The organism is Sphingomonas hengshuiensis, assembly GCF_000935025.1.
GTDB lineage: Bacteria > Pseudomonadota > Alphaproteobacteria > Sphingomonadales > Sphingomonadaceae > Sphingomonas > Sphingomonas hengshuiensis.
The window spans coordinates 4,544,088-4,557,501 of the sequence record NZ_CP010836.1; the positions used below are offsets into that span (position 1 = coordinate 4,544,088).

At 62.5% G+C, this 13,414-nt stretch carries 14 protein-coding genes; 9 read left to right on the forward strand and 5 right to left on the reverse strand.

Annotation, left to right across the window (positions count from 1 at the left end):
* Nucleotides 1–60: 60 nt before the first annotated feature.
* The 3 genes from TS85_RS20775 to TS85_RS20785 all read left to right on the forward strand — a co-directional run bounded on the left by TS85_RS20775 (nt 61) and on the right by TS85_RS20785 (nt 1,799).
* Complete coding sequence (locus TS85_RS20775) at nt 61–984, forward strand: HEPN domain-containing protein (RefSeq protein ID WP_044334774.1); 924 nt, start codon at nt 61–63, stop codon at nt 982–984.
* Nucleotides 985–1,056: 72 nt separating this feature from the next.
* Nucleotides 1,057–1,332 (forward strand): HU family DNA-binding protein, encoded by a 276-nt coding sequence (locus TS85_RS20780; protein ID WP_044334776.1) that lies wholly within the window; start codon nt 1,057–1,059, stop codon nt 1,330–1,332.
* Nucleotides 1,332–1,799: a YbaK/EbsC family protein gene (locus TS85_RS20785; protein ID WP_044334778.1), complete on the forward strand. Its 468-nt coding sequence runs from the start codon at nt 1,332–1,334 to the stop codon at nt 1,797–1,799. Before TS85_RS20780 ends, TS85_RS20785 begins: the two co-directional genes overlap by 1 nt.
* On the opposite strand, the gene TS85_RS20790 is transcribed toward TS85_RS20785, so the two are convergent.
* Nucleotides 1,794–2,009, reverse strand: a complete 216-nt coding sequence (locus TS85_RS20790; RefSeq protein ID WP_044336736.1) for a conjugal transfer protein TraD — start codon at nt 2,007–2,009, stop codon at nt 1,794–1,796. The genes TS85_RS20785 and TS85_RS20790 overlap by 6 nt on opposite strands.
* 16 nt (nt 2,010–2,025) lie before the next feature.
* Nucleotides 2,026–2,439, reverse strand: coding sequence for a conjugal transfer protein TraD (locus tag TS85_RS20795; RefSeq protein ID WP_320407130.1), 414 nt, complete (start codon nt 2,437–2,439; stop codon nt 2,026–2,028).
* Nucleotides 2,440–2,521: 82 nt separating this feature from the next.
* On the opposite strand from TS85_RS20795, the gene traA reads away from it, so the two are divergent.
* A complete protein-coding gene (gene traA, locus TS85_RS20800) occupies nt 2,522–5,545 on the forward strand; it encodes a Ti-type conjugative transfer relaxase TraA (RefSeq protein ID WP_044334782.1) in 3,024 nt (1,007 codons plus the stop codon).
* 2 nt (nt 5,546–5,547) lie between these two features.
* Nucleotides 5,548–6,252: a DUF6118 family protein gene (locus TS85_RS20805; RefSeq protein WP_044334784.1), complete on the forward strand. Its 705-nt coding sequence runs from the start codon at nt 5,548–5,550 to the stop codon at nt 6,250–6,252.
* A gap of 196 nt (nt 6,253–6,448) precedes the next feature.
* Here the strand turns inward: TS85_RS20805 and TS85_RS20810 are convergent, their stop codons facing one another.
* Genes TS85_RS20810 through TS85_RS20820 form a run of 3 tightly spaced genes read right to left on the reverse strand, consistent with a single transcriptional unit; the run spans nt 6,449 to nt 8,069 of the window.
* Nucleotides 6,449–6,742 (reverse strand): nucleotidyltransferase domain-containing protein, encoded by a 294-nt coding sequence (locus tag TS85_RS20810; protein ID WP_044334786.1) that lies wholly within the window; start codon nt 6,740–6,742, stop codon nt 6,449–6,451.
* Nucleotides 6,742–7,368 carry a hypothetical protein gene (locus TS85_RS26175; RefSeq protein ID WP_227698560.1) on the reverse strand — a complete coding sequence of 209 codons (627 nt, stop codon included), beginning with the start codon at nt 7,366–7,368 and terminating at the stop codon, nt 6,742–6,744. The genes TS85_RS20810 and TS85_RS26175 overlap by 1 nt, the downstream gene beginning before the upstream one ends.
* A gap of 8 nt (nt 7,369–7,376) precedes the next feature.
* A complete protein-coding gene (locus TS85_RS20820; RefSeq protein ID WP_044334788.1) occupies nt 7,377–8,069 on the reverse strand; it encodes an HNH endonuclease in 693 nt (230 codons plus the stop codon).
* A gap of 182 nt (nt 8,070–8,251) precedes the next feature.
* Here TS85_RS20820 and TS85_RS20825 point away from each other — a divergent pair, with 182 nt between their 5' ends.
* Genes TS85_RS20825 through TS85_RS20840 form a run of 4 tightly spaced genes read left to right on the forward strand, consistent with a single transcriptional unit; the run spans nt 8,252 to nt 13,372 of the window.
* Nucleotides 8,252–9,454, forward strand: a complete 1,203-nt coding sequence (locus tag TS85_RS20825) for an ABC-three component system protein (protein ID WP_044334789.1) — start codon at nt 8,252–8,254, stop codon at nt 9,452–9,454.
* Nucleotides 9,435–9,938 carry a three component ABC system middle component gene (locus TS85_RS25625; protein ID WP_155006506.1) on the forward strand — a complete coding sequence of 168 codons (504 nt, stop codon included), beginning with the start codon at nt 9,435–9,437 and terminating at the stop codon, nt 9,936–9,938. The genes TS85_RS20825 and TS85_RS25625 overlap by 20 nt, the downstream gene beginning before the upstream one ends.
* Complete coding sequence (locus tag TS85_RS20835; protein WP_044334790.1) at nt 9,935–11,863, forward strand: DUF3732 domain-containing protein; 1,929 nt, start codon at nt 9,935–9,937, stop codon at nt 11,861–11,863. Before TS85_RS25625 ends, TS85_RS20835 begins: the two co-directional genes overlap by 4 nt.
* A 24-nt stretch (nt 11,864–11,887) precedes the next feature.
* On the forward strand, nt 11,888–13,372 hold the full coding sequence (locus TS85_RS20840; protein WP_155006507.1) for a hypothetical protein: 1,485 nt from the start codon (nt 11,888–11,890) through the stop codon (nt 13,370–13,372).
* Nucleotides 13,373–13,414: the final 42 nt, after the last annotated feature.

Consider the following 13,414-nt stretch of genomic DNA (forward strand, 5'->3'; position numbering starts at 1 on the left):
CCTCGCCGGGTCAAACCGCACGAGGTGTACGCCGCCGCATCAGCGCGTTAGGATCGGAATATGAGGACCAGCCTCGATCATCTGCCCCCGGCCAAACAGCGCGAGTTGGAGCGCGTCGTCCAAATCCTGTTCGAGGAATTTGGCGACGCGATTGCCATCGCCACGTCGGACTGGAAGAAGCAGGCGCGCATCCTCAAGGTCATCCTCTACGGCAGCTATGCGCGCGGGGGATGGGTCGACGAGCCGCACACCGCCAAGGGCTACCAGTCCGACTTCGATCTGCTGGTGATCGTCAACAGCGACAAGCTGACCGACCGGGTAGAGTTCTGGTCAAGCGCGGAGGACCGGCTCAACCGCGAGCTTGCGATCACGAAGACGCTGCGCACGCCAGTCAATTTCATCGTGCACACCCTGCAGGAGGTGAATGACGGGCTGGCGCACGGCCGGTATTTCTTCATGGACGTCGCCCGCGACGGGATCGCGCTTTACGAGAGCGAGCCGGGCGAACTGCACCAGCCGAAACCGAAGACACCGCCGCAGGCGCTGTCGATGGCGCGGGAATACTTCGAGGAGTGGTTCCCCTCTGCAATGAAGCGCTTCGAAATCGCCCGTTTCGACATCTCGAAAGGCTTCCTGAAGGACGCCGCGTTCGACCTGCATCAGACTGCTGAGCGCCTTTACCACTGTGTGCTGCTCGTCTGCACTTTCTACACGCCACACACGCACAATCTGGGCTTTCTGCGCACCCAGGCCGAGCGCATCGACCCGCGTCTGGTCGACGCGTGGCCGCGCGATCAGCGCGGCGACCGTTCGCGGTTCGAGAAGCTCAAAGAAGCCTATGTGAAGGCGCGCTATTCGAAGCACTACCGGATCACCGCCGAGGAACTGGCGTGGCTGGGCGAGCGCGTCGAGGTGCTGGGCCAGGCGGTGCAGGTGATCTGCGAAGAGCGCATCACCGCGCTGGAGCGTGCAGCCGCCGCATGATCGCGTGGGCTGCTGGACAGCATCGGGCGCCGCACCTAGAGGGCACGCCCCTTTCACACGGAGAAAACGTCCATGAACAATGCCGATCTCGCCGACCGCGTTTCCGAAGCCCACGGCCTCACCAAGGCCGATGCGCGCAAGCTGGTTGACGGCATTTTTGCCGCCATCACCGAGGCGGCAGCAGCCGGCGAGGAAGTGTCGCTGAACGGCTTCGGCAAGTTCAAGGTTAAGGAAAGCGCCGCGCGCGAGGGCCGTAATCCGTCCACCGGCGAAGCGATTCAGATTGCAGCGTCGAAGAAGCTCGCCTTCACGCCCGCCAAGGCCGTGAAAGACAAGCTCAACGGCTGATGGGGATCGAGGCCGTCCGTGCTTTTTTGGAGGCGCGGGCACCCGACATTTCGATCATCGAACAGGCTTCGAGCACCGCAACGGTGCTCGAAGCTGCCGCCACGCTTGGCGTGCTGCCGGGGCAGATCGCCAAGACCCTCTCGCTGCGGGTGGGTGAAGCAGTAGTGCTGGTCGTGACGGCCGGCGATTACCGGCTCGACAATCGCAAGGTGAAGGACGCGATGGGAAGTCGTCCGCGCATGCTTGCCTCCGAGGACGTGGAGCAGCTCACGGGCCATCCGGTTGGCGGCGTCTGCCCATTCGGACTGCCCACGCCGTTGCCGATCTATTGCGACATTTCGCTACGCCAGTTCGACAGCGTGTACCCTGCGGCCGGATCGCGCACGGCATCGGCGCGGATCACGCCCGAACGGCTTGCGGACCTGGTGGGCGCGATCTGGGCCGATCTCTGTTCGCCGCCGTCATAGCTCTGTGTCGCTGTCGGCGAAAGCACGCCGCCCGCGCCGTCGCCAGAGGGTCAGCACCTCGTCGCGATGTTCGCCCTGCAACGTGGCGGCGGCTTCGACCATCACACCGAACAGCACGGCGCGATCATCGTCGGTGAGTTCGACCAGCCCGGCTTTCGCAACCAGGCCGCCCAGTTCGATCAGCTGACGCGTTCGTTCGCGGCGCTTCACCAACCATTCTCGCGTATCATTCCGCGCCCGCTGCGCTTCCAGCCGGCGCCGTGCCGCTGTCAGTTGCCGCAGCCGATGCCGCACGCGAACGAGCGCCGCCGCGCGCTTTTCCCTGCCGCAGAAAGAAGGCCGCGCCACGCTGGCGCCAGTCCTCCCGTGCGATCATATCGGACGCGCTGACAGCGGCGAGCAACGCGCCCGCCAGCTGATCGATCGGCAGCACATCGGCACCCGTCGCGACCACCAGCTCGGCGAGCTGCTGGAGTTTGGCTTGTTTAAGCTGCCGCGCCTTGCTGTCGAGCGCCTTCAGTTCCGACTCAAAGTCCCGTGGTTTGCGCATCGAAACCTCCGTAGTTGATGACTGATGTTTGGTGGATTTAGGAACTGCGTCGATCAGCGCAAATGTCGTGAAACATCTTGGGATGATCATGTCGCGAAAAAGATGAAATCTTTTGAGGGCGCGCTTATACGTCGTGCCGACGTCGCTTGTTTGGTGTAAATGGATTGCCGCTATGGCGATCTACCATTTCTCGGCCAAGATCATCAGCCGCGCCAGCGGGTCCTCGGCGCTGGCCGCTGCCGCCTATCGCTCGGCATCGCGGCTGCACGATCAGCGGCTCGATCGGCATCATGATTTCTCGAACAAGGCCGGCGTCGTGCATTCTGAAGTGCTGCTGCCGGACGGCGCACCCGAGCATCTCACCGATCGGGAGAAGCTGTGGAATGCGGTCGAAGCCGTCGAGCTTCGCAAGGACGCGCAACTCGCCCGCGAGATCGAATTTGCGATCCCACGCGAACTGAACCAGGCCGAGGGCATTCGGCTCGCGCGCGAGTTCGTCCAAGCAGAGTTCGTGAACCGCGGCATGGTCGCCGATCTCAATGTGCATTGGGATATCGGCGCCGATGGCGAAGTGAAGCCGCACGCGCATGTCATGCTTGGCCTGCGCGAGGTGGATGCGGACGGGTTCGGCAAGAAGAACCGCGACTGGAACCGCACCGACCTTCTGGAGAAATGGCGCGAGCGCTGGGCGGAACACGTCAATGCGCGGCTGGCCGAATTGGACATCGACGCGCGCGTCGATCACCGGTCACTGGAAGCGCAGGGGATCGACCTCGAACCGCAGCACAAGATCGGTCCGGCGGCGGCCCGAATGGCCGACCAGGGGCTCGCGTCCGAACGGCTGGAAGAGCATCACGAGATCGCGCGTGCCAATGGCGAGAAGCTGGTCGCCAGTCCCGCGCTGGCGCTCGACGCGATCACCCGCACCCAGGCGACCTTCACCACGCGCGATCTGGCGATGTTCGTGCATCGCCATAGCGAAGGGAAGGAGCAGTTCGATCAGGTGATGGCGGCAGTGCGCGCTGCGCCCGAGCTGGTGAAGCTGGGCAAGGACGGACGCGGCGAAGATCGCTTCACCAGCCGTGAGATGATCGAGACCGAAGCGCGGCTGGAGCGCGCGACGGTGAAGCTCGACGCCAGCCGCCGCCACGGCGTGGACGAGCAGCATCGCAAGCTCGCACTGGCACGCGCCGAGATGCGCGGGCTGGTACTGTCGAGCGAGCAACGCAGCGCCTTCGATCATGTCACCAGCGGCACGGACCTTGGCGTGGTGGTGGGCTATGCCGGTACCGGCAAATCGGCGATGCTCGGCGTTGCCCGCGAGGCATGGGAGAGCGCCGGCTATCAGTTGCAGGGCTTGGCGCTGTCCGGCATCGCCGCCGAGAATTTGGAGAGCGGCTCGGGCATCGTGTCGCGCACCATCGCCAGTATCGAGCATCAATGGAGGCAGGGGCGCGAACTACTGACCGACCGGTCGATCCTCGTGATCGATGAGGCTGGCATGATTGGCACACGCCAGATGGAGCGAGTGATTGCCGAAGCCGAGAAGCGCCACGCCAAGGTGGTGCTGGTCGGCGATCCCGAGCAGTTGCAGGCGATCGAGGCGGGGGCGGCGTTCCGCTCTGTCGCCGAGCGGCACGGTGCGATCGAGATCACCGACATTCGCCGGCAGCGCGAAGACTGGCAGCGGCTGGCGACGCGGCAGCTCGCAACTGGCCGTACGGCTGAGGCGCTGGAAGCCTATGCCGGGGCCAGCATGGTCGTCGACTCGGACACGCGAGTCGAGGCGCGATCGGCGTTGATAGAGCGTTGGGACCGCGAGCGGATCGCCGATCCGGCGGCCTCGCGCATGATTCTCACCCACACCAACCAAGAATGCGATGAACTGAATGCGCTGGCCCGGGATGCGATGAAACGCGGTGGAGCATTAGATACTGATATTGCTGTCGAAACCACGCGCGGAGCACGCTTGTTCGGGGCCGGCGACAGGGTCATGTTCCTGCGCAACGAACGTAGCCTGGGTGTGAAGAATGGTAGTCTCGGCACCATCGAACAGGTCGATCATGCCCGCATGGCGGTGCGGCTCGACGATGGTCGTCAGGTCGCCTTCGACCACAAGAACTATGGCGACGTCACCCATGGCTATGCCGCCACGGTCCACAAGGCGCAGGGTGTCACCGTCGACCGGGTGCATGTGCTGGCGACGCCGGGGCTCGACCGTCACGCTGCCTATGTCGCGCTGTCGCGGCACCGCGATGCGGTGCAGCTTCATTATGGCCGCGACGACTTCGCCGACCAGGGCAAGCTCGCCCGCACCCTGGCGCGCGACCGGCCCAAGGACAATGCCCTTGATTATGATGCTGCTGCCGAGCGCTTCGCCTTGCGGCGCGGCGTCGAACGGTCGCGTATCCTCGATACGCTTGCCAAAGAGCCGCTCGTCGAACTGGAGCGCAGCGCGACTCCACCGACGCCACGTCGCGGCATGTTCGACGGGTTGCGCCTATCCATCCCCGAACCCGAGCGACAGCCGACAAAGCTGCGTTTCGATGGGCTCAAACTGTCGGTGCCATCGGCTGCGCCGGAGGCATCCGCAACCCATAAGCTGGAGCGGGCCGTCGAAGGCTATGCGCGTGCCGTGCAGGATGCAGGTCGCATGACCGGGCGGGGCCATGCGCCGCTCGAATACCAAAAGGCGGCGCTTGCGCGCACTGCCGAGGCGATCAACGCGCTACATCCCCACGACGCTCGCGATCTCTATGCCGCGTTCGAGCGGACGCCGGGTCTGGTCAGCGAAGCGGCCAACGGCCGCACCGCCAATGCCATTCGCCAGATGCAGCTCGAAGCCGAAGTGCGCACCAATCCCGAGCTGCGCGCAGACCGGTTCGTTCAGGCCTGGCAGCAGTTGCAGGCGCGGCGGGGCAAGCTGAGCGGCTGGGATAATGAAGAGAAGCGCGCTGGTGTCGAGAACGCCATGCGGTCGATGGCGAAGGGGCTGGAGAAAGACCCCGCGCTGGGGGCCGCGCTCAGTCGCAGGGGGAGCCAGCTCTTCGGCCGGCAATGGTCGCCGGAATGGACGCCGGGCAGCCGCGACGGTGGCGTCAGTCGGGCGCTTGGCGACGATGTTCGCACGCGCTCGGTCATCCGCCAGCTCACCTTCTCGATCGATCGTGATCGGGGCCTTGGGATTGGAATGTAGCCATGGGTATACACGAACCTCCCGTAGAAGCGGACCAGACCGTCCAGGCGTTCAACGACATGTCGCGCAAGCTTGCGGGGCTGACTGCTGCGGTCGACGGCTTCGCCGCGCGACAGCAGGAACTGCATGCGCGTGACTATGGGCCGGACCTGGAGAAGATTCGCGACGGCTACGATAAGGTGTGCGGCGCGATCAACATCCTCGCCAAGCGCCCGGCGATGACGTTGACGCCGCAGGATGTCGCCAGGCAGGTTGAGGCGGCTGGCACGCAGGCGCGCGCGGACGATCATCGAGCCTGGGTCGGTGCTAGCCAGACCCTTGCCAGCACAGTCCGGGAATTGAAGGTGATGCTCGCGTCGGCCCATTCCGCGGAGACCCAGCAGCTGTGGATCGCGGGGGCAGCCGCTTTGGCACTAGTGGTAGGCTTTGCTTCCGGCGCTGCCGTTCCATCGCTAGTCGCTCAACTCGCGCCCGAGAGCTGGCATTGGCCAGAGGAACGGGCTGCAGCAATGCTCAGGCGCACACCTTGGGACGCGGGTGTGCGGCTCATGCAGGTTGCCAACCCTCAGCAGGCGCGTGCCCTGGCCGAGGCAGCGCGGCTTTCGAAGGACAACGCGGATGCGCTTACGGTATGCCGAGAACGCGCAACGCAGCTCAGTGCACCAGTGAAGTGCTCTATCGATATACAACAAGCAAAGCTCGATTGATGCGCGTGAGGCCCGTTCTGGGCCGGCTGCAGACAGGCTGCTTTCAGGATCGGAAGGGTCGAAAGCAGCCGGGGCGTGGTGTAAAAACCCGCATTTGAAACCATAGCCTTTCCGTGCTGAATCTGTCAGCTAATGATCTAGTGAAGCCGAGCCGAAGGCGCGATTGGACCCCACGCGATGCGGTAGATGTAGCCAATCAGCTCTCGACGGCAGCCATCAACCGCCTGAGAGGCACACACTTTTGCCTCGCGACGAAATCGGTGCGCCGCTCCTCGGAGGGCAGCATGTAAAGGACGTGGAGCGGCAGAAACTCGCCTGCTGCCCGAAGCTCCCGCTTCAGCTGCAAAAGCGCCTCACCGCCAGGCCCGACGACCAGAATGTCGACATCCTCGCCGATCCCGCGCAACGCCGAACCGAACATGTACGCTTCAAACTGTTCCAGTGACCTACAGCTACCAAGCAGATAGGTAGCTATCTCACCCGCCGTCATCAGGCCGTCCTCAGACGCTCTTTCAGCTCTTCCCATTTCAGCACCTCGCACCCGAGCTCAGACCCGGCGTCGATCGCTTCCGGCGATGGACTTCCGTTCGGGTTGATATTCCAAACAATATCGACAGGCCCAAACTCGTCCCAGAGGCTGCGCACGGCATCCGCGTTGGGCTCATAGTCGGCGATCATGCCTATCCTCAGCACAGCCCCAGTCCTGAGCGCGATCCGGTAAATGCGGTCATATTCCCGGGTCAACTCCTGCACCCGCCCATATTGTCGAAGGAGCCGGTCAGAAAAGAAGTAGGTCTTGTGGGAGGCGGTGTTCGCCTCGCCGTCAAGCGCCGCCGAGGTCAAGGTTCCGGCACTACCCCAGCCGATCCCGACGTTTTGAAGATATTCGATTGTGTCACCCGGCCAGACACACGTCTTCCGATAACCGCATAGGAAATCCATTCCCGGGTGCTTCTCCCGGTAACTCGCCGCTGTTGCCGCATCCATCTCATTCGCAGCCGATATCACGGCCAGCACCTCCGGCTGATCCTCAACCTCAATCCGGATCAACTCACCTCCGACATGCTGCGCGCTCAGTCGCGGCTGCTCGGCAAGGTAAGCGAGAGCGCGTTTCACCTGCCAACTCACGAGAACAGACCTTCCATCGCTTCGGGGAAACGGATCGCCCGCCCGGAGACGCCGCAGACATGGCGTTCCGACAGGCCGCGAACATGCTCCTGATACTCCGCAAAGGTCCGACGTTCGCCCTCTGTGGCGAGTCCCAGGTTGGCTTTGATAATCGCTTGAGCGCGATAGTGGTTGGGCAGGATCACGCTCCGCATCCGTTGGCTCCACCCTTTCGCAGCCTCAGACTCTGGATCATATTCAAAGTCCGACCCATGCTCCGGAGCGAATTTACTCCAGATAGCCTTGTTCTCGGCCATGATCCCAGCGACCGCCGCTCTCACTTCGGCGCGATCGTCATAAGTCCTGATACCTTGCTTTGCGGCTAAGTTGGCAAGGTGGTTCTCCTTCCAATCCAGAAGGATGTTGCGGGGAAAGCTATCAGGATCTTTGTCGATCTTCGTGTGGCACGTCGGACAAAGCAGGATAAGGTTCTCGAACGCATCAGGATCGAAGTTGCCGTCGGGCCGGTCTTCGTGACGTGGCCCTGCCTGACCATGTGGAATGACGTGGGCCATTTCAGCGATATGCTTGTCACCGCCCATCTCGATTGGAAACAATGGTTCAAGACAATCCGGCTTCTGACAATGACCGGATGCTCCAGAAAATAGCCGAAGTCTTGTCTCCATTGGTATGGCCTTACGCTCTGCCATCAATATATCCAGTTCTTCGTTTACCGCCAATACAGCTACAGAAGTTTGCGGCGCGACAGCCAGACGGTTAACCTCCCTAACGCTGATGTCGAGTGCCGCCGTTCCTTACAGCAGCTTCAACCGAAGTAGTCCTTGCCTCCAGCGATGATGAGCAGATAGTTTTGCGATCAAGGGGGGGGCATGTGACGGATCATTCGGCGGCAGATTCAGCGAGCGGCTACCTCTATCAGTGCCGATATGCGCTCCTTGCGGCTCTGAGGCGACAGGATGTCACGCCCGGTCTGGAAGTGTCGATCGAATGCTTCGACGACATATCCTTCTCGGTGGAAGGATCACCCGTGGAGCTGCTGCAGTCAAAGCACAGCCTGAGGCCCAAGGCGATGGGCGACATGGCGCAGCAGTTCTGGAACACCATCGGCATCTGGACGAAGCGGGTGATCGACCATCCCGCCGAGCTCGGGAAGGTGCGATTGAGCTTCGTCACCACGGCCACGCTGGGTCCCGACACGGCCGTGTCACTCCTTCGGCCCGACCCGAAGGTGCGCGACGTGGTCGGTGCCGCCACGAAGCTGGCGGTTTCCGCAGCGAAATCGAAGAACGCCAAGGTCGCGTGGGCCGCGAGGCTGTTCCTGGAGCAGACGCCCGAGATGCGAGAGCGGATACTCGACATGGTCGAGATGCTCGATGCCTCGCCGACGATCGTCGACGTATCCAGTGACATCGCATCGAGCGTGAAGCGCGCCTGCCGCCCCGAGCATCTCGCGGTGTTCGTCGAGCGCTTGGAGGGGTGGTGGTTCGGGATCGTGATCGATGCGCTGTCGGCCCCGGGCGGCAAGCTGATACCCGTATCGCTGATTGACTCTAAGGTGGATGATCTGCGCGAGGAGTTCGGGCCGGAGCGCCTTCCGCTCGACTACGGAGGGGCGGACCCGTCCGCTGAGGCCGTCGGCCTTCTGGAGAACCGTCCCTTCGTGGAGCAGCTAAAGCTCATCGGCCTCGGATCCACTGGCCAGAAGATGGCGATCTTCGACTATTTCCGCGCTAGGGAGCAGCGGTCCCGCTGGGCGCGAGACGGACTGCTGAGGCAGAATGAGCTCACGGATTACGGTCGCCGGCTGACTGACCATTGGCAGCGCCGCAGGGGCGTCGCTGAAGCCCGCGTCAAGGCGGGCATGTCAGATGCGGAACTGGCGGACATCGGCATGGACGTGTTCTCCACCACGACCAACAACTGCATTCCGATACGGGAGGTCAGCGAGGCGTACGTGTCTCAGGGATCCTACCACATGCTTTCGGACGAGCGGCGGATCGGCTGGCATCCCGAATTTACTGAAAGACTGGGCCGCGCTGGCGCGGGAGGTGGCGATGAACCCGGCGTGGAGTGAACGGTCCATCGAGGATCAGAGCCTCTTCAATCCGGTCTTCTGCGCCCTCCTGTTGCGCACGGCGTGCCGCGGCTACCAAGAGGGTGACGGGGCGGCGCGCGCGCTGCCTCTGGCTCACTGCTTCCTCATCCTTCCGATCGTTTTGAATGCGGCGATGCGCAGTGCGCTGCCGACGCTTCGGACGAGAATGACGACGTGGATCACGTCGCATCCGGAGCACATCGGTGATTTCGCCGATCGGTCGCGCGAACTGGTCTACGCTACACGTGAGGCGATCCAGCTGGGTTGCGCGCAGGAGTGGCTTGCCATCGCAGGTGACGGCGTCAGACCCGGCCCACATAGGTTCCGTCCCGACCCGCCGCGCCTCGCCACCGACACCGTCGACATCCGCGACTGCTACGAGGCTGCCCGTTTCGTCGGCCGATGGCTCCCGAAGAACGACCGCCAGTCGACCATTCTCTCAATGCTTGGAGTGACCACTTGAGCCTTAGGATTCTGGAGATCGGCGTCTACGGATACAATGGCGAGCTGAGCTCAGTGCGGCTTAACCCCTCTGGCCTGAGCATCATCACCGGTGCGTCGAAGACCGGAAAGTCTTCGCTCATAGACATCATTGAGTACTGCTTCGGCCGCGAGCAGTGCCACGTGTCGGACGGCATCATCCGCCAGCATGTCTCGTGGTTCGGCATTCTTCTCGACAGGGGGGACGGGCGTGTTTTCATCGCCCGTCGCAACCCCAAGCCGCCAAAAACCCGTAACCCGGATGTCTACTATGCGGTCGGGGCCGATCTGCGCATGCCCGAGGCCGTCGCGTGGGAACCCAATCTAGGTGTCGAGGACATCGAGACCCTTCTCACCTCGTCCGTCGGCATCGCTGAGAACCAGACAACCGTTCCGGAGGGTCAGACCCGCAAGCCGATCAGCGCGAATATCCGGCACGCCCTGATGTTCTGCATCCAAGATCAAGATGAGATCGACAGCCGCAAGATCCTCTTCCATCGGCAGGGCGAACCGTACCTTCCCCAGACGATCAAGGACGTGTTGCCCTATTTTCTGGGGGCCATCGATGAGGATCTGTTACGCCACAAGGTTCAGCTGGACGTCGAGAGGAAGGAGCTCAGGAAGCTGCAGAAGGCCGCCGACGAGCGGAAGCAGCTGGCTGACCTATCCACCGCCCGCACGGAGGACATCTTCCGGGAGGCCCAATCCGTAGGGTTGCTGCCGCCTGGGCAGCCTCCTACCCAAGACGTCGCGCTCAGCAGCCTGCGCGCTATCAACCCCCTCATCCAAGAGGTCCCCGTTCCCGCCGACTCTACCGAGCCGATCGCCGTTCTCCGCCGTGAGCGATCGGCGCTCCGGCGGGAGCTGACTGCAGTCAAAGAGCGTCTGCGGCAGATCAGAAGCGTCGAGGACGTGGCCGGCAGCTTCGCCCGCGAGGCCGATGAGCAGCGAGGTCGATTGGCGACATTGGGACTAATCGCGAAGGGCGACGTTGAGACCTGCGCACTTTGCGGGTCAGGCGACGTGCACGTTCCTTCCGTGGCTGAGATGAATGAGACCCTAAGCGGCATCGACGAGCAGTTGAGTCAGGTTCGACGTGAGGTGCCACGACTTCAGGAGGCGCAGTCCGAACTCGTCGTGAGGCAGAACGGTATTGAGGATAGTCTCAAGCGCAATCAGGGGCAGATGGACGCCCTGGCTAAGCAGGACGAGGCGTTCCGCACTGAGAGGGACGGGCAGCTTCGTCTCGCCCGCATTATGGGCCGGATCGCCTATTTCCTCGAGACGCTCCCTCCGCCGCCGATCGCATTGGTTTCGGTCGACGAGGTCGAGGCTGCACGCAAGCGGGTCGCGGCGCTGGAGAAGCTGGTCGACCCCGAGAACACCGCCGAGCGATTGACGTCGATCCTGAATCTGATTGGCGAGTTCATGACACGCGATTCCGAGAAGCTCGACCTCGAGCATAGCGGCAGCAGGCTCCGGCTCGACATCCGGCAGCTAGCCGTCATCGCTGACACACTCGACGGGCCGGTTCCCCTCTTCAGGATGGGAAGTGGCGAGAATTGGGTTGGCTATCACGTTCTCGCCCATCTCGCGCTGCATCGTTGGTTCAGGCAGAAGCATCGTCCCGTCCCGGCATTCCTGTTCTTCGATCAGCCCTCGCAGGCGCATTATCCGGCCGAACAGGATCGCGACGGTGACATATCTGTTCTGCCGGACGCCGACCGCGAGGCCGTGTTCAAACTTTTCAAGCTGATGTTCGATGTCGCGGAGGAACTGTCGCCTCACTTCCAGCTGATCGTCACCGATCACGCCGACCTCAGAGACCAGTGGTTCGCGGATGCTGTGGTCGCCCGCTGGCGAGGTGACGGGCTCGTGCCCGAGCGTTGGATCGACGCACGCCGGTAACTTCGACAAGCATTGGACTAAGCATTGAGCGAAACGATCTTCCGTAGTGAAGGACTGACCCCATCAGAGCGAAAGTTGGCACGCTTAGCGGAGCGTACTTTCCTGCGGCTATGGTCCTACCCCAACACTTTCAATGATCGGACCAAGACCGCATGCGGCGGCGGCCAAGAGGTTGCTGATCTGCTGGCGGTGTTCGAGAATCATGTCGTGTTATTCAGCGACAAGGCGATCAGCTGGCAGGCGGACAAACCGACCGAGCTTGCCTGGTCACGATGGTATCGGCGCGCGATCGAAGGCGCCGTCGCTCAGCTCAACGGGGCCGAGCGCTGGCTCGATCGCCATCCAGAACGTGTCTTCACCGACAAGCACTGCACCCAGCTGCTACCCGTGCCGATTCCCGAGAGAGCTAACCGAATCACGCATCTGGTCGCAGTGGTAACGGGCGCCGAAGCCGCGTGCCGTGAATACTACTCGGACCCGCGCGGAACGCTGATGATCCAGCCCTCGCTGAAGGGCGCAGCGCATGTCGATACAACCCAAGACGATTTTCATCCGTTTATAGTGGGCGACGTCAATCCCGGCGGGACCTTCGTCCATGTCCTCGACCCTATCGGGCTGGAGTTCGTGATGAGTGAACTCGACACGGTCGCGGATCTAACAACCTATCTCGGCGCCCGCGCGAAAATCCTGCGCTCGGGGAGGTTAAGCCTGGCGGCAGGCGAAGAGCATCTTCTCGCTGCCTACATGATGAACGGGTTTAAGGACGGGCGACCGGGCTTCGTCCCCGAAAAGCTGCGCAAGAAGGCGCGCCGCGCACAGCTTGTTATACCGGAGGGCGAATATGAGACCTATGTGTCTTCACAGCTGCATTCCGAGATCGCAGCGTTGAAACAGCAGTCGATGCTTTGGGACGAGGTGATCGAGCTTATCTCGGAGGATGTGCTCAAAGGTACGTCTATTGCCATTCTCGATCATCAGCCTAGCGTAAGCCTGTCCGAAAAGGCATTGCGCGTCATCGCGGCAGAGCCGCGAATGACTCGCGTTTCACTCGCCCAGGCCCTGTGGGGGGCCATGGACCGCTGTGTGCGGGAGGATATGGCACGCTTCGTGCGGCGTACGTTCGTAACGCGCCGCTTTCCGGTTCAGCGCATAGGCTATGTCTTCCTCATCGTTCCCCATCACAAGGGAGCCGGCACCTATGAGGAGTACCGTACGTATCGCAGCAGTATGCTCCAAACCTATTGTTTCTCGGTTTTCCGCGAGCATGCCCAGCTAGGCACAGTGGTCGGCATGGCGTTCGACATCTATCTGAAAGATGGCGAGATCCGCACGCGCTCGGAAGATGTGCTAGCGATGGCACCACCGGACTGGACGCCAGAGCAAATCGCAACCCTAGAGACGAATCGCGCACTGTTCGAGATGAAGGATCCGCGCGAACTCACAGGGGCCGGGTTCCGTCACCGCATCCGCAACCCGTTCCGCGCGACCTTCCGGTCGGCTCGGAACTGAGCGCATCACCGCAGACCATCGCCCGCATGTTCTTCGCCGAAG